The sequence below is a fragment of the Flavobacterium sp. KACC 22761 genome (genome assembly GCF_034058155.1).
Lineage (GTDB): Bacteria > Bacteroidota > Bacteroidia > Flavobacteriales > Flavobacteriaceae > Flavobacterium.
In genome coordinates, this window is sequence record NZ_CP139148.1 from 2714325 (window position 1) to 2740553 (window position 26229).

20 protein-coding genes are annotated in these 26229 nt (G+C 33.3%); 8 read left to right on the forward strand and 12 right to left on the reverse strand.

Annotation, left to right across the window (positions count from 1 at the left end):
* Positions 1-99 precede the first annotated feature (99 nt).
* A complete protein-coding gene (locus tag SCB73_RS11775; protein ID WP_320566430.1) occupies positions 100-1539 on the reverse strand; it encodes an alpha-amylase in 1440 nt (479 codons plus the stop codon).
* 517 nt (positions 1540-2056) lie between these two features.
* Between SCB73_RS11775 and SCB73_RS11780 the strand changes: the two genes are divergently transcribed.
* From SCB73_RS11780 to SCB73_RS11790, 3 genes are all read left to right on the forward strand, one after another.
* Positions 2057-3484: a peptidylprolyl isomerase gene (locus tag SCB73_RS11780; protein ID WP_320566431.1), complete on the forward strand. Its 1428-nt coding sequence runs from the start codon at positions 2057-2059 to the stop codon at positions 3482-3484.
* Between the two features lie 78 nt (positions 3485-3562).
* Positions 3563-4516, forward strand: coding sequence for an AAA family ATPase (locus SCB73_RS11785; protein ID WP_320566432.1), 954 nt, complete (start codon positions 3563-3565; stop codon positions 4514-4516).
* A gap of 97 nt (positions 4517-4613) precedes the next feature.
* Positions 4614-5881, forward strand: a protein-coding gene (locus SCB73_RS11790; protein ID WP_320566433.1) for an IS3 family transposase whose coding sequence is annotated in 2 segments (ribosomal slippage) — positions 4614-4953 and positions 4953-5881 — 1269 coding nt in all. Because the reading frame shifts where the segments join, the coding sequence is not laid out codon by codon here.
* Positions 5882-5928: 47 nt separating this feature from the next.
* Here SCB73_RS11790 and xrtN read toward each other — a convergent pair.
* Together xrtN and SCB73_RS11800 are read right to left on the reverse strand one after the other, a co-directional pair.
* The gene (xrtN, locus tag SCB73_RS11795) at positions 5929-7158 is read right to left on the reverse strand and encodes an exosortase N (RefSeq protein ID WP_320566434.1); all 1230 of its coding nucleotides are present in this window, start codon (positions 7156-7158) and stop codon (positions 5929-5931) included.
* Positions 7159-9651, reverse strand: a complete 2493-nt coding sequence (locus SCB73_RS11800; protein WP_320566435.1) for an XrtN system VIT domain-containing protein — start codon at positions 9649-9651, stop codon at positions 7159-7161.
* A 419-nt stretch (positions 9652-10070) separates the two neighbouring features.
* On the opposite strand from SCB73_RS11800, the gene SCB73_RS11805 reads away from it, so the two are divergent.
* Positions 10071-12842, forward strand: coding sequence for a bifunctional aconitate hydratase 2/2-methylisocitrate dehydratase (locus SCB73_RS11805; protein ID WP_320566436.1), 2772 nt, complete (start codon positions 10071-10073; stop codon positions 12840-12842).
* A gap of 127 nt (positions 12843-12969) precedes the next feature.
* Positions 12970-15234 carry an aconitate hydratase gene (locus tag SCB73_RS11810; RefSeq protein ID WP_320566437.1) on the forward strand — a complete coding sequence of 755 codons (2265 nt, stop codon included), beginning with the start codon at positions 12970-12972 and terminating at the stop codon, positions 15232-15234.
* Between the two features lie 76 nt (positions 15235-15310).
* Here SCB73_RS11810 and SCB73_RS11815 read toward each other — a convergent pair whose 3' ends face one another.
* Positions 15311-16684 carry a carboxypeptidase-like regulatory domain-containing protein gene (locus tag SCB73_RS11815; RefSeq protein ID WP_320566438.1) on the reverse strand — a complete coding sequence of 458 codons (1374 nt, stop codon included), beginning with the start codon at positions 16682-16684 and terminating at the stop codon, positions 15311-15313.
* Between the two features lie 240 nt (positions 16685-16924).
* Here SCB73_RS11815 and SCB73_RS11820 point away from each other — a divergent pair, with 240 nt between their 5' ends.
* Positions 16925-18100: a LysM peptidoglycan-binding domain-containing protein gene (locus SCB73_RS11820; protein ID WP_320566439.1), complete on the forward strand. Its 1176-nt coding sequence runs from the start codon at positions 16925-16927 to the stop codon at positions 18098-18100.
* On the opposite strand, the gene SCB73_RS11825 is transcribed toward SCB73_RS11820, so the two are convergent.
* From SCB73_RS11825 to SCB73_RS11850, 6 genes are all read right to left on the reverse strand, one after another.
* On the reverse strand, positions 18087-18491 hold the full coding sequence (locus tag SCB73_RS11825; RefSeq protein WP_320566440.1) for a response regulator: 405 nt from the start codon (positions 18489-18491) through the stop codon (positions 18087-18089). The two genes, SCB73_RS11820 and SCB73_RS11825, sit on opposite strands and share 14 nt — an antisense overlap.
* Positions 18481-19905, reverse strand: coding sequence for a sensor histidine kinase (locus SCB73_RS11830; RefSeq protein ID WP_320566441.1), 1425 nt, complete (start codon positions 19903-19905; stop codon positions 18481-18483). The genes SCB73_RS11825 and SCB73_RS11830 overlap by 11 nt, the downstream gene beginning before the upstream one ends.
* A 596-nt stretch (positions 19906-20501) precedes the next feature.
* The gene (locus tag SCB73_RS11835; RefSeq protein ID WP_320566442.1) at positions 20502-21095 is read right to left on the reverse strand and encodes a DUF4240 domain-containing protein; all 594 of its coding nucleotides are present in this window, start codon (positions 21093-21095) and stop codon (positions 20502-20504) included.
* 55 nt (positions 21096-21150) lie between these two features.
* A complete protein-coding gene (locus SCB73_RS11840) occupies positions 21151-21489 on the reverse strand; it encodes a hypothetical protein (RefSeq protein ID WP_320566443.1) in 339 nt (112 codons plus the stop codon).
* 222 nt (positions 21490-21711) lie between these two features.
* Complete coding sequence (locus tag SCB73_RS11845) at positions 21712-22236, reverse strand: hypothetical protein (RefSeq protein WP_320566444.1); 525 nt, start codon at positions 22234-22236, stop codon at positions 21712-21714.
* Positions 22237-22340: 104 nt separating this feature from the next.
* Positions 22341-22739: a DUF5958 family protein gene (locus SCB73_RS11850; protein ID WP_320566445.1), complete on the reverse strand. Its 399-nt coding sequence runs from the start codon at positions 22737-22739 to the stop codon at positions 22341-22343.
* A gap of 210 nt (positions 22740-22949) precedes the next feature.
* Here SCB73_RS11850 and SCB73_RS11855 point away from each other — a divergent pair, with 210 nt between their 5' ends.
* Both SCB73_RS11855 and tnpA read left to right on the forward strand, forming a co-directional pair.
* The gene (locus tag SCB73_RS11855; RefSeq protein ID WP_320566446.1) at positions 22950-24359 is read left to right on the forward strand and encodes an APC family permease; all 1410 of its coding nucleotides are present in this window, start codon (positions 22950-22952) and stop codon (positions 24357-24359) included.
* A gap of 159 nt (positions 24360-24518) precedes the next feature.
* Entirely contained in the window at positions 24519-24956 is a 438-nt protein-coding gene (gene tnpA, locus SCB73_RS11860; RefSeq protein WP_320566447.1) for an IS200/IS605 family transposase, read from the forward strand.
* Between the two features lie 63 nt (positions 24957-25019).
* On the opposite strand, the gene SCB73_RS11865 is transcribed toward tnpA, so the two are convergent.
* Both SCB73_RS11865 and SCB73_RS11870 read right to left on the reverse strand, forming a co-directional pair.
* The gene (locus SCB73_RS11865) at positions 25020-25424 is read right to left on the reverse strand and encodes an MFS transporter (RefSeq protein WP_320566448.1); all 405 of its coding nucleotides are present in this window, start codon (positions 25422-25424) and stop codon (positions 25020-25022) included.
* A 214-nt stretch (positions 25425-25638) separates the two neighbouring features.
* Positions 25639-26100 carry a DUF1810 domain-containing protein gene (locus tag SCB73_RS11870; protein ID WP_320566449.1) on the reverse strand — a complete coding sequence of 154 codons (462 nt, stop codon included), beginning with the start codon at positions 26098-26100 and terminating at the stop codon, positions 25639-25641.
* Between the last annotated feature and the right edge of the window lie 129 nt (positions 26101-26229).

Sequence of the window (26229 nt, forward strand, 5' to 3'; positions counted from 1 at the left end):
ATATTCAGTTCGTAAATTTGGAAGTCTTTATTTCTAAATGGATTTTGAAGAAAAAAATAAGGCTGTTTTGCAACAGCCTTATAAGAGTCATTTTTTAAATTACTGATTAATTGACCAAATTGAATATCCTTTTGGAGGACATTGTATTTTTACCCATTTATCGGCTTGTGTAGTTGGATACCAAGATGAATTTCCTGTAAAATCTTTAATTTGAGTATTGGCCCAGTTGGTCTGAATCCATCTTTCTTGCCAAACATCAGAGTTGTTGATGTAAACTACCAAACCTGGATTTCCATTATATCCATTTCTTCTTGCCACATATTCATCATTGTCAGAATATAAAATAGAAGTTGTTCCAGTTGCTTTATTGTTATGAATCCAAATTAAGTTGTTCAGTTTGTTTTTGTCTAGCCATTCTTCATAATCTCTGTAGAAAATAGTTGGATAACCTTCATGAGTCAAAATATAGGAGTAAGCCAACATTTTGCTCCAAATTTCGTCAGTATCGTGATTGGTTACAAAAGTCACTGCTTTATACGGATTTCGTTTCCACATCATATCATCATTTAATAGAGCAAGATTATTTCCATCAAAAGCGTCGTTCATTTTGTAGTAACAAGCAAAATCAAATACAGAACTATTGGCATTGTTTGCCCACCATTCAAGTGTATTTACGTTAGAATCCCAATATTCTCCAACAGAAAATCCGCCAACATTCGCATTCCAAGCGTTTACCACCCACGGCCCAAAACCTTTAACATAATCGAAACGCCATCCGTCAAATTTCATAGTGTTTTTATAGTATTTTCCAACACCATCTGTTCTAAGCCATAGCCAGTCTTTTACATTTTGTGCGGCATGACATAAATCTGGGAAACCGCCAAAAGAGCCTTCGTCATTGTTGCCGAAACTATTTTTGTAGAAGTCATTATAATTACGTTTGAATTTTCCAGAAGCAATTCCCGTAAAATTTGTCCAAGTATTTGTGCCTGTAAACGGATTCGCTTCAGATTGCCCTCCACTGTTATGATTGATTACAATATCTGCATAAACTTTGATGTTTTCGTTATGAGCAGCCGTAATTAAATTTACCAATTCGGTTTTTGATCCAAATCTGGTTTCTGTACTTCCGTTTTGATTGTAATCTCCAAAATCAAAATAATCCGTTGGATCATAACCCATAGAAAATGCGCCATTTTGGGCTTTTGAAGCGGGAGGAAGCCAAATTGAGCCAATTCCAGCATTACCCCAAGCCGTTACTTTACTGCTCACAGTATTCCACCAAGTTCCGCCTGCAGGAACATCCCAATAAAAGGCTTGCATCATAACACCACCGCCCGGATTGTCTACATATTTTCCTGTAAGTGATGATTTTGCACCGGTACTAAAAGGTTTTCCGTCGTGATGTGTAACATTAATGATTTCAAATTTTTGACTTTCAGCTTTTGAATCAGCTTCAATTGTTTCATTTTGAGAGCATGAACATAACAATGCTGTAAGCATGCTCATAAACAAAAATTTTGTTTGTAGTTTTTTCATAAAAGATTTGGTTAAAATGGTTAATAAAGTTAGTAATTACGCAATTTTAAAGCTTTTAAAAAGATATATTCTTATTTTTTTGCTCGTTAAATTGTTAATTGCTCACGAATGTAAGTTTTTTTTGATTTGATTCGTTTTTGTCTGAAAATAGTTGTACAACGAAAACGTTGTAGTGTTAAAAACTTTTTTTATAGTCTTTATAATTAAAGAATTATGTTTTTTGTGAAATAGGTTTTGTAGATTTTGCTTCTTTCAAAAAGATATGCTTAAATATGTGGCAAAAAGTGATTTTTAGTTTTTATAAAAAGACAATCACTATAATTTTTTGTTAATAGTATAAGCGATAGTTGTATTATGTAATTGAATTGTTATTTTTGTTCGTTATAAGTAAAAGAACTAGAGTTTAATTGTTTACTGTTTTTGAAGTTTATCTTTTAAAATAAGGCAATTGACAGTTTAGTTTTTAAAAAGGATAATTCTAAAAACAAGATCTTACATTTAAATTAAATCTAGAATAATGTTATTAAAAAAATTACAGCTAAAAACAATTGATTACAAGCTTGTATTGACAATGTGTTTTTTACTTTTTTTCAGCTCAATGGTTTCAGCTCAGGAGATTATTCCAGATGTTGTGGCTCAAAAACCAGCTGAACCTCATGTTGGAGGACAAAAAATAGATGGTATTATTGCTACCGTTGGAGATTATATTGTTTTAGATTCAGATATTGATAAAGGTTTTTTAGAAATCTTAGCTTCTGGTGGTAGTACAAAAGATATTACAAGATGCCAGATGTTAGGTAAACTTCTTGAAGATAAATTGTATGCACACCAAGCAATTCAAGATAGTATTATTGTAAGTGATGCCGAAATTAGAAGTATGATGGAAGACCGTTTAAATTATATGGTTAAACAGGTTGGAGACATCAATAAAGTGGTTGAATATTACCATAAGAGTTCTGTTGAAGAATTCAAAACTTATTTCGCAGACATTTTGAAAGAGCAAAAATTGGCTACTGACATGCAGAAAAAAATTGTTGAAGCTGTAGAAATCACTCCTGAAGAGGTTCGTAATTTCTTTAAAAAAATACCAAAAGATGAATTGCCAACTTTTGGAGCTGAAATGGAAGTTGCGCAAATTGTAGCAGAGCCAAAAGTTTCCAAAGAAGACAAACAAAAAGTAATTGACAGATTGAATTCCATCAGGCAAGATGTTTTAGATGGTGCTAGTTTTGCAACAAAAGCCGTTTTGTATTCTCAAGATCCTGGATCATCCTCAAATGGAGGTTATTACAAAATGACTCGAAGAACTCCTTTCTTAAAGGAGTTTAAAGACGTTGCTTTTAGTTTGCAGGAAGGTGAAATTTCACAGCCTTTTGAAACTATTTATGGATTTCATATAATAATGATTGATAAAATAAAGGGACAAGAAGTTGAATTACGTCATATTTTGATTTCGCCAACTGTTTCTGAAAGTGCGTTAAAAGAAGCAAAGGAAAGACTTATAAACGTTCGTACTAAGATTATGAATAAAGAAATTTCTTTTGCTGACGCTGCTAGAACAGAATCTGATGAGAAAGAAACAAGAGCAAATGGAGGAACGTTAGTAAATCCTAATACGCAGGATACACGTTTTGAACTGACAAAAATGGATCCGCAATTGTACGGTCAAGTTTCAAATTTGAAAGATAATGAGATTTCTCAACCTCTTTTGAACGTAGATGATAAAGGCAAAAAGACTTATAAGATCATCACAGTAACAAACAGAATTAATGAACATACTGCTGATTATGCTCAAGATTATACAAAAATCAAAGAATTAGCATTAAAAGAAAAACAAATTCAAGCGATTGCAAAATGGTTTGATACAAAGATAAAAGATACTTATATTAAAATTATTGGAGAATACAGAGATTGTAATTTTACAAACAATTGGCTTAAAAAATAATTTTTATTAAATAAATAAAAAGAGTTAGTTTTATGAATCCATAGAGCTGACTCTTTTTTAATTTAAAAACATACTTAAATGTCTGACGTTACAGCAATTCATAATTTAGTTCAAAAACGAAACGAGTTAAAATCAGAAATAGCAAAAATCATTGTAGGCCAAGATGCCGTTATTGATCAAATATTATTGTGTATATTTTCAGGCGGGCATGCCCTTTTGATTGGAGTTCCTGGTTTGGCAAAAACATTAATGATAAATACGCTGTCACAGGCTTTAGGATTAGATTTTAAAAGAATCCAGTTTACGCCAGATTTAATGCCATCTGACATTTTGGGAAGTGAAATCTTGGACGAAAACAGACACTTTAAATTCATAAAAGGACCAATTTTTTCTAATATCATTTTGGCCGATGAGATCAACAGAACACCGCCAAAAACACAAGCCGCTTTGCTTGAAGCAATGCAAGAGCGTTCGGTTACGATTGCTGGGCAGAATTACAAATTAGATTTGCCATATTTTGTATTGGCAACTCAAAACCCAATTGAGCAGGAAGGAACTTATCCGTTGCCAGAAGCGCAATTGGATCGTTTTATGTTTGCAATCAAATTGGAATATCCAACATTTGAAGAGGAAGTTCAAGTGGTAAAACGTACTACGTCTGACGTTAAAACACAAATTAATCCGTTATTTTCGGCTCAGGAAATTATCGACTTTCAACATTTGATCCGTCGAATTCCTGTTGCAGATAATGTAATTGAATATGCTGTGAGTCTGGTAAGCAAAACGCGTCCGGACAATAGTTTGACAAATGATTTTGTAAAAAACTATTTAGATTGGGGAGCAGGACCAAGGGCTTCTCAGAATTTGATTTTGGCAGCAAAAGCGCACGCCGCTTTCAATGGTAAATTCTCGCCAGATATTGAAGATGTAAAAGCTGTTGCAGTTGGCATTCTAAGACACAGAATTATTAAAAACTATAAGGCAGACGCTGAGGGAATAACTGAAGAAGTTATTATTAAGAAATTGTTATAAATAGTACCAAATATAAAGAGCCTGACAAAATTAAATTTGTCAGGCTTTTTTGTTTTTTGTCTCGTCCTGAAAAAAGTTGACTATAATTAACTTAATTATGTCACTAACAAGAGAAGTATTTAAAAGAATTGTGCCTGATTGCACTTACAGTGAGGCATTCAAAAAACAGGTTGTAAAAGAATTTGAACTGGGATTATTTTGCAAGGCAGATCTTCGCCGTCGTTACCAAATCAGAAGTCATAGCTGTATCGACAGTTGGTTAAGAAAATATGGTAAATTTACATATCTGGAAAAACTAACACTGGGACGACCTATGAAAGATCCTCAATCTCAACGCATCAAAGAACTCGAAGCTCAATTAGCTAAGAAAGAGCAAGAATTATTGGTCTTTAAAAAGTTTATTGAAATAGCCGAACGCGAGCTAAAAATCGAGATTGTAAAAAAGTCTGGTTCCAAGCAGTCCAAGAAATAAATCGTATATACAGGGTTAGTCCTTGTGAAATATGTCGATTGTTTGGATACAGTAAACAAGCTTATTACAAACGAAAATCACATCTATTAAAGTCAATTCCCGACAAAGTACATCTCAAATCTTTGGTAATGTCGGTTCGTCAAAAGCTGCCAAAAACCGGTGGCAGAAAACTGCATTATATGCTGAAAGATGATTTAAAAAGACATCAAATAAAGATTGGCAGAGATAAATTGTTTGATTTTTTACGTGATGAATATTTATTAGTCCCTAAAGCTAGAAGATATTACAAGACAACAAATTCAAGACATTGGATGCGTAAATATCCAAATTTAATAAAAGAAATCAAGCTCAATGAGCCTGAGCAGGTTTGGGTTGCTGATATTACTTATCTAAGAACTAAAGAACAAACATATTACCTGCATTTGATAACAGATGCATACTCGAAGAAAATTGTAGGTTATAATTTATCGGATAATTTAATGGCTTCTTCTACATTAGAAGCTTTAAAGATGGCTGTCGGTAATAGGAAATACAGCAGAAATCTCATACATCATTCAGATAGAGGTCTTCAATATTGCAGCAAAGAGTACACGGAATATTTATCTCAAAGCAAGATTCTGATAAGTATGACACAAAACTATGATCCATATGAAAATGCAGTTGCAGAAAGAGTAAATGGTATTTTAAAAGAAGAATTTGGATTATCTGAAATCTTTGAAGATTTTGAAAATCTGAAAAAGCAAGCTCTAGAATCTATTTTATTTTATAATCAAATAAGAGTGCATTTATCAATAAATATGCTGACTCCAAATCAAGCACATTTACAAAATCAAATCAAACTCAAAAGATGGAAAAAAACAAATCGGAACAAAAATAATTCTGTTCCGATTTAATTAATTTTATATTACTAATCGAGTCAACCTTTTTCAGGACAACTCATTTAAATTTTGACTGTTTCGTTGATCAAACGGACAGGTTTGTTTGAAAATAATTTGATTAAAAGAACTTCAGGAAGCGAAGTATATTTTCTGGAATCGCATTCGTACCACCAGTAAGAATTATATTTGACATTGTTTTTCTCCATTTTCACCAACCAGATTTTTTCATTTGCGTTGCTTATTTCTTTTTTCTCGATGATTTTATAGCCCGCTCCAGTCCAACATATTAAAGGGTTATGGGCAGGAGTTTTAATATAAATAAGTTTGTTAGAAGTCGTAATCTTGAATACTTCGTTATTGACCCAAACACCATTTTGAATAGCATATTCTGGACTGATGTTTTCAAGTAAGTTGTGAGGCTGTATTTTTTTGATTTCAAAACTAGTTCCAACGGTTACGATTGTTCCAGCGATGGCAAAGAAAACTGTGTGCCACATTTTTTTCGTTTCGACTTCTTTTGTTTTGGGTTTAAAAAATCGGATGAAAAAAAGCATTGGAAGAATTTGATAAAATACAAAACAAAGAATTCCGATAGAATGATGCAATACGTTTTCTTCAGTACAATTGAATAAAACTAGTGTAATAATTCTGAAATAATTTGAAATAATATTCAGAATTATTACTACGGCGCAAAAAAGAAAAATCTGCAAAATATTGAAATGTTTTTGATGTTTCTTTTCTTCAAGCGTCAATAAAAATGCGCCAGACAACAATCCGGTTTTGAACATGGACAATCCTATGCAAGCGGTATCAATAGTAATTTTTGCGTTATCGATGTAAAAGTTGACGCCTTCTATCTTGTCGATCGAAATAAAGTTCTTCAAAACTAAATAAACATAGTAGCAGAGAGATTGTTTGATTTCGGTCGTCAAATAGTCAAAAAACGTATTGAAGATGGAAGAGAATAACAAAATGCAGATAAAAGCAATAAATGAAAATTTTTGAGTAACACCGTAATACAAAAGGCATACAAACAAAGCTAGAGCCAGAAAATGCACAGATTGCGTATGTAGTCGATAACTAATGAATTCTAAAACAATAATTGATGCTAAAAGAGGATAGTTGAGATTAAGACTCGTTTTTTTGCCACCAAAAACAAACAATCCAATTGAGGCTATTATCCCGAATAAATTATTGTTTAATCCATTAAGTACAATACTTTGGTTTAAAAGCAACAGAAGACAAACGATTAGCAGTACCGCAACTTTTTTGTATTGGAGTGTTGAATTCATTTAGGCTAGTTGTTTTTTGTTTTTTCGGTAATAGAAATATAAAGCAGAAATTCCAATTATGATTAAAAGCCATTCATGAGGTTCAGGAACTGATCCATCATTATTTATGGAAGCATTTCCTAATGTGTTCACATTTTTTTCAATGCCATTTTTGGCATAATCTTCATCTGTTTCTAAGACAATTAAAGAAGAAATTGGTGTTACTATGTTGGCATCTTTTGCCAATTCAACATATTGGTTTGAAGCCAAAGTATCATTTTTGATTTTTACTTGTTCTTCTAAAACTTTTCCAAAAGCGTACATTCTGTAAATATGATTTGGGCCGTTGCTTTTTGAAGTGCTGTCTGCAATGTTTTCATGAATTGAAATTTGAGCAGGTTCAATATTGATGCTGTTTTCATCTGTTTTGTACGATGGAAATTGTTGTTTTTTGATCAGATTCAAACTTTTGTCCAAACTGCATTGAAAATAATCAACATATTTTTGCTCTTTTACAGTTTGCCAAAAAGGATTAATATCGGTGCTGATATTAATGACTTTTATGTTTTTTTCTGTTGTATTAGTTTTAATTTCTTTCAGATAATTGGAATCTTCAAGTTCTTCAAAATTGGCAGAAAATGTTCCCGATTTTGTAATGATTAAAGTATTTTTGGCTAATTGGTAAAGTGGAAGCAAAGAATAATGGTAGTTTTCAAAATCCAATTGAATGGCTTTGAAATTCTCGGCATTAATTTGTGTTTTTTTACCATTTACAAAAACGTAAAGATTCTTTTGGTTTAAATTTATAAAAGCTTCGATTTGTTTAGTTGTCCAATTGTCATTCAGATCCAATATTATTTCAGAAGGAGTGAAGGGAATAATCGTTTTCTGGATATTTTGAATTTCGTACACTTTGTTTTTCCATACAAATGCTTGCGAATTAATTTTAGGTAAAGGCATAGTCGCATCCCATTCATCCAATCCTGTAGATTGATTGATGAAAAAACCTTTTTCAAGTTCAAAATCCTTACTGGTTTCTATAGCGGTGTTTCCAACAGTTTGTATTCTTGAAATTGTTTTAGCATTTGAAATGTTTGGTCCTTTTGTTGAAAGGCTCTGATATTTTAAAATATTATCCTCTACCTTCAGAGGAGTGGTAAAGCCGCATTTGAATTTTCTAGGTGTTTGTTTGTTTACTGGGAAAACTCGAACTACAACTTTATTTCCTTCTCTCCATTGCAGTAAAGAAGGATCACGATATTCTACGCCAACAATCTGTTTGTATGCTTTTTTTGCTTTTTCCTTTGTTGTCAAGACGCCTTTTCGCTCAATTCCGTTTACCCAAAGTGAAAGTGAAGTAGCAACAGATCCTTCCGGCAATTGAAAAGAGTAAATAGCCTCTTGATTATTCCAAGCTTTTACGTCGGATGCAATATCCATCGTGATTTCGGTATAGGCTAATCGCGTATTGGGATAAAGTTTTACATCTTCTTTAATGGCTTTTGTGAGTACATTTTCACCGCTCCAAAGCTGTTCTTCGGTTTCAAGTCTTTTGTCAAAATTTGATTTTAGAATATTTATTTTGTCATCATTTGTTAGGCCTGAATCTTCACAAAACCAATAGGCAATACTGATAAACGGATTATGGATTTTGGTTTTGTTGAACTGTTGATTGCTGAATGAATCAAATCCGTCAAATGAGAAAAAGTTATTTTTGTCAAAATATACAATATCCTTCTTTAATAAGATCTCGTTAAAAAAATTGGGTTTTAAATTCTGTGAAACCGAAATGTATCGTGGTAAATCTTCATCAGAATTAAAAGAATTGATTCTGGCACTTTGAATTATTTTGTTGTTTTCGACAACTAATCCAATAGTGAAAATCGAAAAACCGACTAGTACAAGCCCAAATCCGGCGGTAAAAGAAAGAAAATAGATTCTGTTTTTTGACAAATTCACAATGACAGTTAGCAAATGAATAATTAAAATTATTCCTGGCACCAGGCCATAAAATCCCATTCCGAGAGCTAAAATTCCAATAAATGAAAATGGTGTCAATGGAATAAGGTATAAGGCAAAATAAAAGATGATCCAAAATGAAATTCCGTTTATAAAATAAAATAGGAATGTACGAGGGGTTTTAATAAAATCTTGATAAAGAATAAAATTCGTAAAGCAAAAAATAAAAGTGGTAACATATACCCATATAGGTAAATCTTGAAAAACCGGAATAAAAACATTCAAGCTAAAGCAACCAATAAGCCAATTCAGCATTAGAAAAGGAATTAGATGAACGTATTCGTTTTTGTTTTTTAAAATTGAAAAAGAGATAAGAGTACCATATAAAAATTCAATCATAAGACTGACTACCCCGATTGATTCGTATTCGTTAAAAGATAATTTTTTAAAGGTTAAAGAACAAATCATAAAGATGGTGCTGAAAATGGTAACCACAAGACTTGACTGTACTCCAGGTTTTTGGTAATAATCTAAAATTTCTGTTTTGTATTTCATAGTTATATATTTTTAAAAGTACTTTGAATTACAAAGTTAATAGAAAATCTGAAATACAAAATTTTAGAGCTAGTTTTTTTAGGAAATTTCTGGATTCGGTTTTTTGTGTGAAAATGTATTTTGAAGACGAAAAAAAGGCAACTATAACGTTATAATTTGTTATTTAGAAACATTCTTCGCTAAAACAGATGTAAAATCGTACTTACGCTATAACATTAAATTTCGACTTTGTTAAAGAAAAGATTTTAAAATGCCAATAATTCATTTTTTTAATATAAAATTGATTTTTTTATAAAAACAAGCAGTGAAAATCGTTTTTTAGCAATAATAATTTTTGAAAAGACGACTTCTATTAAATTTTTTTTAATTACGGTCTTTAATGTTTAAATTTGCCTCAAAAAAATAAATCCGCTTTTATTATGAATATTTATCAGGATTACCTTCAAGAAATTGAAGAAAGAAAAAATCAAGGGTTACACCCAAAACCAATTGATGGAGCTGAGTTATTAAGCGAAATCATTGCTCAAATTAAAGATGTTGATAACGCAAACCGCGAAGACTCTCTTAAGTTTTTTATTTACAATACGTTACCGGGTACTACAAGTGCTGCAGGTGAAAAAGCAAAGTTTTTGAAAGAAATCATTTTAGGTCAATCTATTGTAAAAGAGATTACGCCTGTTTTTGCTTTTGAACTATTATCACACATGAAGGGCGGACCTTCAATTGAAGTGTTGTTAGATCTAGCTTTAGGCAACGATGCTGCAATTGCACAACAAGCTGCAGATGTTCTTAAAACACAAGTTTTCCTTTACGATGCTGATACTGACCGTTTGAAAGAAGCTTTCAAAGCTGGCAATGCATTTGCTAAAGAAATTATTGAAAGTTATGCAAAAGCTGAATTCTTCACTAAACTTCCAGAAATAGCTGAAGAAATCAAAGTTGTTACATATATTGCTGGTGAAGGAGATATCTCTACAGATTTATTGTCTCCAGGAAACCAAGCGCACTCTCGTTCAGATCGTGAACTTCACGGTAAATGTATGATTACGCCTCAAGCTCAAGAGGAAATTCAAGCTTTGCAAGCAAAACATCCAGATGCAAGTGTGATGTTAATTGCTGAAAAAGGAACAATGGGAGTGGGTTCTTCTAGAATGTCAGGTGTGAACAACGTGGCACTTTGGACAGGAAAACAAGCAAGTGAGTATGTTCCATTCGTAAATATTGCTCCAATTGTTGGTGGTACAAACGGTATTTCTCCAATTTTCCTTACTACAGTTGACGTGACTGGAGGTATCGGAATTGACCTTAAAAATTGGGTTAAAAAATTAGATGCAGACGGAAAACCAGTATTGAATGAAAATAACGAGCCAATTCTTGAGCAAGCATATTCTGTTGCTACAGGAACTGTTTTGACAATCAATACTCAAACTAAAAAATTATACAACGGTGATCAAGAATTAATTGATATTTCAAGATCATTTACTCCTCAGAAAAAAGAGTTCATTAGAGCTGGAGGATCGTATGCAATTGTATTTGGTAAAAAATTACAAACATTTGCTGCAAAAGTTTTAGATATTGAAGCTCCAGCTGTATTTGCTCCATCTAAAGAAATTTCTAACGAAGGACAAGGCTTAACTGCAGTTGAGAAAATCTTCAACAAAAACGCTGTTGGTATTGCTCCAGGAAAAGTATTGCACGCTGGATCTGACGTTCGTGTAGAAGTAAACATTGTAGGTTCTCAGGATACTACAGGTCTTATGACGGCTCAAGAATTAGAGTCTATGGCGGCTACGGTTATTTCTCCAATTGTTGATGGTGCTTATCAATCTGGTTGTCACACTGCTTCAGTTTGGGATAAAAAAGCTCAGGCTAATATTCCTAAATTAATGAAGTTCATGAACAACTTTGGTTTGATCACAGCACGTGACCCTAAAGGTGTTTACCACTCAATGACTGACGTAATCCACAAAGTACTTAACGATATTACGATCGACGAATGGGCAATCATTATCGGTGGTGACTCTCACACGAGAATGTCTAAAGGTGTTGCTTTTGGTGCTGACTCAGGAACTGTTGCTCTAGCATTGGCTACGGGAGAGGCTTCTATGCCAATTCCAGAATCTGTAAAAGTGACTTTCAAAGGAGACATGAAAGGGTACATGGATTTCCGTGATGTGGTTCACGCTACTCAAGCTCAAATGCTTAAGCAGTTCAACGGAGAGAACGTATTCCAAGGAAGAATCATTGAGGTCCACATTGGTACGCTTACTGCTGACCAAGCGTTTACATTTACAGACTGGACTGCAGAGATGAAAGCAAAAGCTTCTATCTGTATTTCAGAAGACGATACTTTGATCGAATCATTGGAAATTGCTAAAGGCAGAATCCAAATCATGATTACTAAAGGAATGGATAATGATAGACAAGTTCTTCAAGGATTAATCAACAAAGCAGATAAGAGAATTGCTGAAATTAAATCTGGTGAAAAACCAGCCTTAACTCCAGATGCGAATGCTAAATATTATGCTGAAGTTGTAGTTGATTTAGATCAAATCGCTGAACCAATGATTGCGGATCCAGATGTTAATAACAAAGACGTTTCTAAACGTTATACTCATGATACAATCAGACCATTATCTTTCTATGGTGGAGAGAAAAAAGTAGATCTTGGATTTATTGGTTCTTGTATGGTTCACAAAGGAGATATGAAAATCCTTGCTCAAATGTTGAAAAATGTTGAAGCACAAACAGGAAAAGTTGAGTTTAATGCTCCCCTTGTAGTTGCTCCTCCAACTTATAACATCGTTGATGAGTTGAAAGCTGAAGGTGACTGGGAAGTTTTACAAAGATACTCTGGTTTCGAATTTGATGATAATGCTCCAAAATCGGCAGCACGTACAGAATACGAAAACATGTTATACTTAGAGCGTCCTGGATGTAACCTTTGTATGGGGAATCAAGAAAAAGCAGCCAAAGGAGATACGGTAATGGCAACATCTACTCGTTTGTTCCAAGGAAGAGTTGTAGAAGATAAAGAAGGTAAAAAAGGAGAATCATTGCTTTCTTCTACGCCAGTTGTGGTTCTTTCTACAATTTTAGGTAGAACTCCAACAATCGAAGAATACACTGCTGCGGTAGACGGAATCAACTTAACGAAGTTTGCTCCATCTAACAAACAATTAGTGATGTAATCGAATAGATTATTTATTCATAGTATTTTAAGCCCGAGTCATAAAACTCGGGCTTTTTTTGTAATAATTGTTCTATTTTTTGTATCTTGTGATGTTCAAAAAAACAAATAATAAAACAAATAAATCTATGGCTTTTGATATCGAAATGATTAAAAAAGTGTACGAAAACATGCCGAGCCGCGTTGACAAAGCGCGTGAGATTGTTGGTCGTCCGCTTACTTTAACAGAGAAAATTTTATACAACCACCTTTGGGATGGAAATCCGACTAAGGCGTTTGGAAGAGGAATTGATTATGTTGACTTCGCGCCAGATCGAGTTGCTTGTCAAGATGCAACTGCGCAAATGGCATTATTGCAATTCATGCACGCTGGAAAATCTAAAGTAGCAGTTCCTACAACGGTGCACTGCGATCACTTGATTCAGGCAAAAGTCGATGCTGTAACCGATTTGGCTAGAGCCAAAACACAAAGTAATGAAGTTTTTGACTTTTTGTCTTCTGTTTCAAATAAATACGGAATCGGTTTTTGGAAACCAGGAGCAGGAATTATCCACCAAGTAGTGCTTGAAAATTATGCATTTCCTGGCGGAATGATGATTGGTACCGATTCTCACACTGTAAATGCAGGAGGTTTAGGAATGGTGGCAATTGGTGTTGGTGGAGCAGATGCTGTAGATGTTATGTCAGGAATGGCTTGGGAGCTTAAATTTCCTAAACTTATTGGAGTTAAATTGACTGGTAAATTATCAGGATGGACAGCTCCAAAAGATGTTATTCTTAAAGTTGCAGGTATTCTTACTGTAAAAGGAGGAACCGGTGCAATTGTAGAATATTTCGGCGAAGGTGCGACTTCTATGTCTTGTACAGGTAAAGGAACAATTTGCAATATGGGAGCTGAAATTGGAGCAACTACTTCAACTTTTGGTTATGATGACTCTATGAGCCGTTACCTGCGTTCTACAAACAGAGCTGAAGTGGCTGATGCGGCAGACAAAATAGCTTCCTATTTAACAGGTGACCCAGAAGTTTATGCCAATCCAGAACAATATTTTGATCAAGTTATCGAAATCAATTTATCTACATTAGAACCACATTTAAACGGACCTTTTACACCAGATTTGGCTACTCCAATTTCTAAAATGAAAGAGGAAGCCATCAAAAATAACTGGCCTTTGCAAATTCAGGTTGGTTTGATTGGTTCTTGTACAAACTCTTCTTATGAAGATATTTCACGCGCCGCTTCATTGGCAAGACAAGTTGCAAATAAAAATCTAAAAACGAAATCACAGTTTACCATTACGCCAGGTTCTGAAGTGGTGCGTTCTACCATCGAAAGAGACGGATTTATTGATACGTTCCATAAAATTGGGGCAACAGTTTTTGCAAATGCCTGCGGACCATGTATTGGTATGTGGGATAGAGAAGGAGCAGAAAAAGAAGAAAGAAACACGATTGTGCATTCTTTCAACCGTAACTTCTCAAAACGTGCAGACGGTAATCCAAATACTTTAGCTTTTGTTGGTTCACCAGAATTGGTGACGGCATTGGCAATTGCTGGTGATTTAAGTTTTAATCCATTAACAGATAAGTTGATCAATGAAGAAGGCGAAGAAGTAATGCTTGACGCTCCAACAGGAGACGAGCTTCCTTCTAAAGGTTTCTACGCCGAAGATCCAGGATTCCAAGCTCCTGCTGAAGACGGTTCGGGAGTTACAGTTGTCGTAAATCCTACTTCAGAGCGTTTGCAGTTATTGGCTCCGTTTGACGCTTGGGACGGTAAAAACATCACAGGCGCCAAATTATTGATCAAAGCATTCGGAAAATGTACTACAGATCACATTTCTATGGCTGGACCTTGGTTGCGTTTCCGCGGACATTTAGATAATATTTCAAACAACATGCTGATTGGTGCTGTAAATGCATACAACCAAAAAACAAATTCGGTTAAAAACCAATTAACAGGCCAGTATGATGCTGTTCCTGCTGTTGCCCGCGCGTACAAAGCCGCTGGAGTTCCGTCTATTGTGGTTGGAGATCACAACTATGGTGAAGGTTCTTCTCGTGAGCACGCTGCGATGGAGCCACGTTTCTTGGGAGTTAAAGCTGTTTTGGTAAAATCTTTTGCTCGTATCCACGAAACAAACCTTAAAAAACAAGGTCTTTTAGGATTGACTTTTGCAAACGAAGCCGATTATGATAAAATTCAAGAAGATGACACAATCAATTTCTTAGATTTAACAGAATTCGCGCCAGGAAAACCATTGACACTAGAATTTGTTCACTCAAATGGTACAAAAGATATTATTTTGGCTAACCATACCTACAACGAAGGCCAAATCGGCTGGTTTGTTGCTGGTTCTGCATTAAACTTAATTGCGGCTGGAAAAGCTTAATTTTTAAGATTCAATTATAATAAAAATGCTCTGTGAAAACAGGGCATTTTTTATTGTTACTAGAGGAATTAATGAATTATAAATTCACTTTAGTAACTTTTATTGCAGATGATAAAACTTTAATGCGATTTAGTTGTGTTTTATCGAATTCTTCAATATCAATGCTATATACATTGTCTGAAGGAAGAGTTGAGAAGTAGTCTTGCGTAGTTCCGCCCAAGATGTATAATTTGTTATTGTAATAATGCATACTTGATCCTTTTAGTCGAATGTCAGTAATGTATTGTTTTAATTGTTTTGATTGAATGTCATAAAGATACATTGTATTGTCTTCAAAAAAATAAATAATGTTTTCATTAAAAGTTACTGCGGGTCTTTCTAGTGCTGTGAATAATTCTCCTTCAGTATGCCACTCCTCAGTTTTTAAATCAAAAAATTCAATTTGAGAGGTGTTTTTGCCATTGCTTCCGCCAATTAAATAAATTTTATCATTTATTAATACACCTGAAGTTTCTTTAGCGACTGGCATGCTTGGAAGTTCATACCAATAACCGGAAGTGATGTTATATTGATGTGCTTTGTTTGTAAATGTCTTCTCGTTGTTTGCATCCATTTTTATTGAACCGCCAATTACAATGATGTTGTCGTTGTAAGTAAATGAAGCAGCATTGGATGCTTGATGTGGATTTGTTTTATCAACTTGAATGTTTTGGTTTTTAATGTCAAATACTTCAATCTCGTTTTGTAAATATTCAAAAATTCCATTATTGGAGATTCTTTTTCCTCCTAAAACATATATTTTGCCATTGTAATAATTAAGATTGTGAAACGCTCTTTTTTTAAATTTGAGGTTTGAATCTTCCCAAGAATTGTTTTGTATATCGTAGATCAGTAAATCTTTTTTATAAGAAAACATGTTTGGATTGAAACTAATTTCTCTTAGATAATCTTGCATTGTAAATTCTGGCCGTTCTTGTCTAACTTTTTCCCATGGATCGGCTTTAATACTTGCATCTCCACCAAGAATATAGATTTTGTTGTTGTTCAAAATAGATCCAAATGAAGCGATTTTAGTTGGTAAAGGTGCTAGTTTAATAGAATGAAGTTTGGGTTTTAATTTTACATTTCGATTTGAGATTTTTACATTTTTTAGATTTTGAATGTCATCTTTAAGTATAATGATGTAATTTAATTTTTTTAGGTCTGCAATAGCAATTTTTGATGTGATATGTCCGATATGAGATACTTGAAGGGTGTCATTTTCTTCTATTTTTTGGTTTAATGAAAATTCTCCCTTATCATTGGTAATAGTTCCAATTTTAGCATGCAACACATAGGCATTGGCATCTTCTATTGGCAAATTTCCGATTTGAGATTTTATAATTCCATTTATTATTTGTGCATTTGAGAAAAATGGAATTATAATAAGTAAAGAGAGTAATTTTTTCACAAGTTTTTTAAAGTTAAGTTACTATTAAATCTTGAATTTTAAAAATTATGTAAGAAACTGCATTTCAAAAAGTTGGCTCAATATTTATGCCGAAACTGTTAATCTGGATGAAAATAGTTGTTAAAAAATGTGCTTTTTTTACTTTAAAAAGTTAAATTCGCCTTGCCCCAAACAACAAAACTGTTTTTTTTGAGTTTTATGAAAATAAAGTTCGAAAGAAGTGGTGATAAAATGATTAGAATGATTAGTAGATTTATAATAGTGCTGTTTTTTTTTAGTGTCAGTGTTTTTTCTCAGGACAAATACATTAAACATAAAATTTCGAAAGGAGAAAATATTACTGTTATTGCTAAAAAATATGGAGTTAAACCAAAGGATATTGTCGATGCAAATCCGAATGCTCCAAAAATTCTGAAACTTAATTCAGTTTTATTAATCCCTAACAATAGCAAGGCAGTCACTCTAAAGCCTGATGAAAATAAAGCTATAGCATTAAAATCTTCTGATAAGGCTGAAATTGCAAATTCTGATTCTCACGATGTCCAGCCAAAAGAAACCCTTTGGGGAATTTCGAAAAAATACAACGTTTCGGTCGATGATTTAAAAAAAGCAAATCCGTCAATTGAAACCGATGGATTAAAAATAGGACAAAAAATCACCATTCCTTCAAATGGAGCAACAATTGCTGAAAAACCTGTTGAAGTTCCAGAAAAATCAAATGAGGTTGAGGTTGTTGTTGAGGTTCAGCCAAAAGAAACAAAATATGCAATTGCCAAAAAGTACGGAATTACAGTTGCAGAGCTTGAAAAACAAAACCCGTTTATAAAAGGGAAATTGCCAGTAGGCTATGTTTTAAAACTAAAAATTCCTAAAGAAAAAGCAGATGCCATTGTGGCGCTAAATCCGGTTTCGGCACCTGCTGAAATGAAACCGCTCCAGGAAGAAAACATTCAGATTGCCGATAAAACTAGCGTGAAAATGGATTCAACGATGGTGCGTGTGAGCAATCATTCTGAATTAATTGATTTACTGATTTTAAATGCAACACAAAATATAGGAACACGTTACCGTTCCGGCGGAACAACAAAAGCCGGTTTTGATTGTTCTGGTTTAATGTTTTGCACTTTTGGAAACTTCGATATTAAATTGCCAAGAAGCTCAATTGAGCAATCGAGAATTGGTACAAAAGTTGACAATGACGAAGCGCAAAAAGGAGATTTGATTTTCTTTAAAACCAACGGACGACGCCATATTAATCACGTAGGTATGGTAGTCGAGGTAAGCGACGGCGAAATTAAATTTGTGCACTCCTCAACTCACGGCGGTGTAATGATTTCTTCTACAAAAGAGCCGTATTATGAAAGAGCTTTTTCGCAAGTAAATCGCGTTTTGATAGAAGAGTCTAAGAAGCTATAATATTGATATAAAAGTCGTCCTTAAATTCGTCGATTGGAAAAGGTTTGCTTAACATTTTGCAGACATATTTATTTCCAGTTATTTTATCAATTTCGTCTTGGTCCAAGGTAGACGAAAGCACATAAATTAAGGTTTCGATCTTTAATTTCGAATCCAGTTTATCATATTCTTTTAAGAATTCAAAACCATTCATAAAGGGCATTTGAATGTCAAGAAGAATGATCAAAGGTTTGTCTGCTTCTTTACTATTTGCTAGCCATTGAAGTCCTTCTTGCCCATTATTGGCAATGTGGATCTTATGTACAGAAAGTACTTTTTTCAGCAATTGTTTCATTACAAGCTGATCAATCAAATTATCTTCGATTAATAAAAATGTTGGGCTAAATGGCATAATGATTCGGTATTGTTACTATGAATTTACTTCCAATTGTTGTTTCTGAACATACAGATATGTTTCCTTTTATATTTTCAACAGCTTCTTTGACAATATAAAGTCCAAGTCCGGAACCTTTGTTTTTGTTGGTTCCAAAATACATTTTAAAAATGTTATCCTTAAATTCTTCTTTGATTCCAATTCCGTTGTCTGTCACTTCAATTTTATTGTAGCCGTCGGTCAATGAAGTTTTGATAGAAATGAACATTTCTTGTTTGCTGGAGTCGGCATATTTTATCGCATTTGAGAGCAAGTTTGATATGATGATTTTCAATCTTAAACTGTCACTGTGAATTTGATCAACCAGTAATTCTTTTGTGAATGTAATTCGGTCTGCATTTTCAATATGCATCAATTGCAAAATCGCTTCTTCAAATAATTCCTTCAGGCTTACAGGTTCCATGATTACTTGCGCACGCTTGTTTTTTGAGTAATCAATAATGTCGCTTATAAATTGATCTTGTTTTGCTAAACTTTGCTCCATTAAATTTAAATATTCCTTGATTCGGCTCACATCGTCTTCTAATTGAGTGACTTTTATTAGGCCTTTTAGAGAAGTGATTGGTGATCTTAAATCATGCGAAGCGCTATAAACAAAACAGTCCAGTTCATGATTTGCCAGTAGTAGATTTTCATTTTTTACTTCAATTTCTTTTTTTGATGTCAATAATCGTTTTACCATTATTGAGTAATAAAGGCATATGCTGCATACAATTATTAGAATGAAAACAATATTGGTAATAATCAGTAAATCTTTTATTTTTCGAGTTCCGGCTCCAAGAGTATTTGAAAAATTACGTTCATTAATCGTCAATCGATCACTAATAGAGCTGATGCGTTCAAGGAATTTTCTTTGTTCTTGGACGGTTAATGAATTGTGTTTGATTTTGGCATCGATTTCTGTTCCAATTACAAATAACTCATAGATTAAATTATCCCCCTGTTCCCATTCATAAATTGCTTTTGCTAAAAAGGGAACTTTTTTAAAATTGACAAATAACCATACAATATCGTCCAAATCATCTCTATGATTTCTTCCCGCTAAAAAACCTTGTCGCGCAATCAGGTTGTCGCCTGCTTTTAAAAGTGTTTTGCGTGCAATCCCGTCGCCTTGAGGAACACTTAATTCTTCAAGATATAATTTCCATTGATTTTGGTCTTTTGTATACAGATAAGTTATTAGGTGGCGCGCTGCATCTTTTTGGCCTTTTGAATAATGTGATTCGCCATTTACATAAGCTCTATTAGCAGATAGTATTTTGATGGTGAAGAAATTTATACAAATTAATAAGGCACATGTAATGAAAACAATTAACAAAAGAACAAAGACGTTTGGGAAACGTATTTTTCTGAGAAGCTGGATCTTTTGCATATTTCTCGTTTTGTAGGTTGGTTGTTTGATTGTGTGGGGCTAATAACTTGTAAAAGATACTTTTTTGGGGCTCATGAATCTTTTTGGGGCTTACTCATGTTTATAATGTTTTAGGTAAACAAATGTTAATAAAAAAGATGGTATTTTATCACTTTTATCCTTTTAACCAAATTTAATAAAAATATATTTCGCTTTGACAAATGTGATTTTATTTTTTCTAAATTTTAAAAATTCACAACTTAATATATTGATTTTTAATGTATTGTGAAAATGTTAAAAATGTTTTTTCGGCCTTTTAAACTGTCTTTAAATTTGGTTTTTAGTAATCATTTTAGGAATAATTTATATTTTCGGATGTTATTTTGTTTAACTAATTTGATGTTTTAAAATTTAAAATATTAGAAAAATTTGGTTTTGATGTTTTTAGAAGAATAAAAAAAGGGGTTTAATAAAATGTAAGAATTTAATAGTGCTGTTTTTCAGCGTTTTGAGTTTTTTGATAAAAGAAAAAGCTGCAGGTTTTGCCAGCAGCTTTTATTTAAAAGTAGAGTTATTTCATTTAATAAAATTTAGATTTTAATGAAAAAAGAAAAGTATTACGCATATTTAGCAGATAATTTAGGAAACATCCGTTTTAAATCATCATTATCTTCGTTCCACTTATTTCCGGTTGTAATATGGTTTTCCTGAAAAGGATATGGCATTTTTTGTCCAGTTAGTTCTTCAAAAACTATTCCGGGTAAAAAACCAAAGCCTTCCCAATCGAATTCCTCAATCAAATTAGTTTCAATTTCTGCAAGTGATTCTGGATCAGTAATTGTTTTGTAATAAAAGTCTTTACCTTGAGCGATTACCCATTCGCGAAAATCATTGAAACTATCGTCGCTACAGCCTCCGTGGATGATGTATATAGCGCCCCAGAGTTCCCAGGTATTGGCTTGACCTCTAAAATTTCTAAAACTATTGCCAAATAAAATGAGTTCATCTGCAGTTAGTTTTCGGAGCTCATTTGCTAATTCTTCTTGCTGTTCTTCAAAATAACCTCCGGAAATATCTTTAGTTTTTTGAATTATTTTCCAAAATAAATCTTCGTCCATCAAATTTTCGGAAGCAGTATAATGTATGTTTTGGTTCGGTTTTGAAATTTGGCCTTTTTCCTTGTTACCAAAAATCTTATCAAATAGTCCCATTTGTATTTTGGTATTAATTTTTAAATGTTTTGCTCTTTTGGTGAAATAATCAGTTTTAAGAATTTACATTAATCAACCCTCTGAAAAATTGAATACCACCAAATAGGATTGCGCCCCAAAATATAAATCCAATATTAGCAAACGTCAAAATGGTGCCTCCGCAAAACCATAACGCTCCATAAACCATATCTTTTCTGGCTCGCTCGTATTTTGCTTCCTGAATTTCTATTTCTAGGTTTTCAACAATCAATGCGGCAACTTCGGCGCTAACTCCTTGTTCTGCAAGTTTTGCTTTGGTTTCATAAGCTGATTTGTTTTCATTGATGAGCAGATTCGCAGCATAATTGTAATGATGTGTTGATGCATCAAATGGTTCATTTTGGTTCATTTCCATGGGTTAGTTTTGGGTTAGTTATGAATAAATAGAAATACTTTCTGTGGCTATCATATTATTTGATATTCTTCTTGTTAGAATCGAGATTTTATATACCAAGTCAAATATAAATAGTTGAAAAATTATATGCTTACGGGAAAACGTAAATGGGATTTTTTTTTTCAAAAAAAAAGTGGCAAATTTTTATTGCCACTTTTACAGTAAAGATCATTGTGATCTAATTTATATTTTTATTGTTGATGATCTTTTCAGTTCTAAATTTTCCATATAAGCTTTTAGAGCTTTTCCAAAATAAGCACTTTCATATCCTGATTTATATTGCTTGTCTGTAAATCTGTCTCTTACATAAAATTGCTTGAACGTTATTATATTGCTTGAGGGCGGTGCATGAAATTGAGAGTTGCCTGAATAATACACAGTTCGCGAAGTTCCTTCATCATAATCAAAAACATAACGATAGATGGTTTTGTCTTTATATTTTTCCGATTCAATTTTATCATAAGTAATAAATTCATATTTGCCAAGATATCGTTTTGCTGCACTTTTTACATATTTGTCGTAGCTCGAACGTTTTTTGAGAACAATTAGAAGAACTTGATTGTCAAATTTTCCAAATTCTGGCGGAATAGCATGTTCTTTTTCAGTAAAATGATTTTTCGCATGTCCTTTTGCAATAGCGCCACATGAATTTAAAGAGAGTGCAAAAGCAAGCAGAAGAATTAAAATTAAGGATTGGTTTAGTTTCATTGAAGTTGGTTTGGTTAAAGTCCTATTAAAGTGGTACGATTAAAAAATAAATTTATTGGATTCAGTTATTTTGTCGTAAAACAAGTGAGTAGGTGTTTTTTTTGTTAATAAAGCTCATGCCAAAAATGTTTGCAGCCATCCTTGCATTCTGTGTTTCTTCTTTCGGTATCGGTTACTTTAAAAATCCATAACAAGGCAGTTATTACTTTTTTATTTTCTTCTTCTGGAAGCACTGCTAATTTTTGAAATGCAATTTTAGTTGGGAATGTTTTTAAAAGTACTATTGGCGTGTAAGTTGGTTTTAATGGAATGCTTTTTAGCGCCTCTTGATAAGATGGCGAGTCATAGTTAACCTTGTCCGGAATCGAATTGATGATATAATTATGCAACGTTGTAAAAAGCTCTTTAAAATTATAATCATTTCCTAATAAAAGCTCTAAGCCAGTATTAAAATCGATATGATCTTGAGCAGTTTTGTTGATTATTTTTTCTATTTTTTTCAAAATGGTTCGGTTTCTTTTTGGAATAGTATTCCAAAATTAAGCAGTCGAACTAATATAAAGTTACGGAAAGACGTAAAGGGAAAAAATTTTATATAATTGAAGTTTTTTGAGAAAGCAAGCTTTCATTTTTAAAGAATAACCAGAATTTAGAATTTGAAGATTAAGATTTCAGAAAAAAGTATATCTTTAACCAACCCAAAAACCAAAAAAATGCAAGAAAACGACCAAGAAAATTTTAAAAGAGAACTCGGATTATTAGACGGAACCATGCTTGTGGTAGGTTCTATGATTGGATCCGGGATATTTATCGTGAGTGCAGATATTGCCAGACAAGTAGGATCTGCTGGCTGGCTGACACTTATTTGGCTAATTTCAGGATTGATTACCGTTATTGCAGCGGTAAGTTACGGTGAGCTGAGCGCCATGTTTCCAAAAGCTGGAGGACAATATGTTTACTTAAAAGAAGCTTACAATAAATTGATTGCCTTTTTGTACGGCTGGAGTTTTTTTGCTGTTATTCAAACAGGAACAATTGCCGCAGTTGGAGTGGCTTTCTCAAAATTTGCGGCTTATCTATACGAACCTTTCAGTGACGAAAATATACTGTATGAATTAGGCTCTTTTAAACTTAATGCAGCACAATTAGTTTCGATTTTTACAATCGTTGTATTGACTTTTATTAATAGTCGTGGTGTGAAAAACGGAAAAATTTTGCAAACTGTTTTAACTATTATCAAAATTTTATCTTTGCTTGGGTTGATCGTTTTTGGATTAACGCTTGGCGCAAAAGCTTCGATTTGGGACGCCAACTGGACAGACGGATGGGCAACAAGATCCTATAATACTGACAGCAGTTCATGGTTTCCAATTAGCGGAACAGCTTTGATAACGGGAATCTCTGCGGCCATGGTTGGTTCATTGTTTTCAAGTGATGCTTGGAACGGTGTGACTTTTATTGCAGGAGAAATTAAAAATCCAAAACGAAATGTTGGTTTGAGCTTGTTTTTAGGAACTTTCATTGTAACTGTAATTTATGTTTTGACCAATTTGATGTATTTAGCTGTTGTACCACTTCAAGAAATTGCAACAGCAAAATCAGATCGTGTTGCGGTTGTGGCTTCACAATATATTTTCGGAGACATTGGAACGCTCATTATTGCGATCATGATTATGATTTCGACTTTTGCTTGCAACAACGGCTTGATTATGGCCGGAGCAAGAGTATATTATACTATGGCAAACGACGGATTGTTTTTTAAAAAAGCAGCAGTTTTGAACGAATCAAGTGTTCCCGCATGGGCTTTATGGGCGCAATGTATTTGGGCTTCGGCTTTGTGTTTGACTGGAAAATATGGTGATTTATTAGATTTCGTAATCATCATTGTTTTGATTTTTTACATCTTGACGATTTACGGAATTTTTATTTTAAGAAGAAAAATGCCAGATATTGAGAGGCCTTATAAAGCATTTGGTTATCCATTTCTGCCAATGCTTTACATCATCGTTGCAACTGCAATTTGTATTTCATTGTTATTTACGAAATTTTCAACTTGTGGCTGGGGCGTATTGATAATGTTGGCAGGAATTCCTGTTTACTATTTGACAAAACCTAAAGAATAGGTTTTTGTTTCAGGTTTAATGTTCAAGTTTAATACTTTGTCTATAAATTTAAAGCGCTTTGTTTACAAAGCGCTTTTTTATTGGTCTCAGATTTGGGTTAAAAACCCTGCAATTTATTGCAGTACTTTAGTAATGCGAAAAAATCTTTATCTTTAATTTATGGCTACAGAATTAAGAAAAGGTTCGCACACAGTAAGCAGATTAACATGTCATGTTGTTTGGGTTACGAAATATAGGTTTAAGGTTTTGAAAGGTGATATCCAAAAGCGCTGTCGTGAACTTTTGATACAAATATGCGAAGCGGAAGGGATAGAAATTTTGAAAGGAGTTGTGAGCGCAGATCACGTTCACATGCATATTGAGTATGCGCCAAAGCAAAATGTAAGTTCAATTTTAAAAAGTTTCAAAGGTCGTACTTCAAGGAAATTGCAAATGGAGTTTCCAGAACTTCACGCACGTTACTGGGGACAACATTTTTGGGCAAGTGGTTATGGAGTTTGGAGTACAGGAAATATAACTGATGAAATGGTAAATGAATATCTGGAGCATAATAGAAGGAAAGATAATGATGATGATTCAAATTTCATTCTTGAATGAAATAGAAAAAGGGACTTTCAGTCCCTCGTCAAACAAACCTCTGCACTTTTAGTGCAGAGTGGTTTAGTATTCTGATAAATCATTATCGATTCTTTCTGCGGTTGGCCTTAAAAAAATCAGATAAATTAAAATCAGTATTCCAAATAATATAAAATCTGGTTTTAAAATTAAGATCAGAAATGCCGCACCTTCAAGAACTGCCCATCGCATGATTGACGCTGTTTGGTAAATAGGAAATTTTTCTTCGAGTTTTAATTTTGGATTAATTTGCTTCAATTGAGATTTGAATAGAAAAGTACTCAAAACAAATGCGACAACCGGAATTGCAACATAAATTATCGAAGATGAGTCGATGTTGGGAATACGCAATTTCTCAATCGAAAGGTCGCCTAAAATATAATAAGCCACGATCGTACCTGCACAGATACCGAGATGAATAATTTGCAGGGTTTTAATTTTTTCAGACATGGTTTGGTTAATTAAGGGGTTTGGTATGTATATGCAAGATAAAAATTAATTCTCTGAAAATTCTTATTTTATGAGTTAAGAATTTGACAAGCTTGGTTTTTTATTGGAAATAAAGGAAAAAAAAGCATGGTAAAAAATGCTGAAAATACGGTAATAAAAAAAAAGACATTGCAATTAAGCAATGTCTCCTTTGATGCAAATAATCTGGAAAATGTTATAAGGCAACAGCTTCAGCAGATGATTTTATTGTTGAATTAATAATAGACAAAGTAAGCGGGTCAGATTCTCCCGAAAAGAAAGCTTCCAAAATTTCCTGAAATATAGGATTAGTGTTTTCAACTAATGAGAAAAGCGTCATAGACGAACGCAATTTGCGCGCATCTAAGTCACCAAAAATTCCATCAGCCGATTTCATTTTAAAGCTTAATAAAAGTTCTGAAATTTCGATTAAATGTTTTCCAAGAATCGGGTGTTCTAAATAATCTGAAGCTTCTTTCAAATCATTGATGGCATAAAGATTTGCTGTATCACTTTTGCCCAAACCTTTTATTTGCGGAAAAATAAACCACATCCAGTGTGTTTCTTTTTTCCCTTTGCTGATTTCAGAAAGAGCAGTAAGATATAGTTTGTTTTGCGCATCTAAGAAACGCGATAAATCATTGTTAGAATAAGCCATTATGGTATTGTATTTTGAAAAAGGTTGCAAAAATAGTAAAAAAGAAAGGGTTAGCCTAATAAAAGGTTCATACAGTGCATGTTTTAACTTTTTAAAGAAGGAATATCTTACGCGGTTTTAAATAAAAAA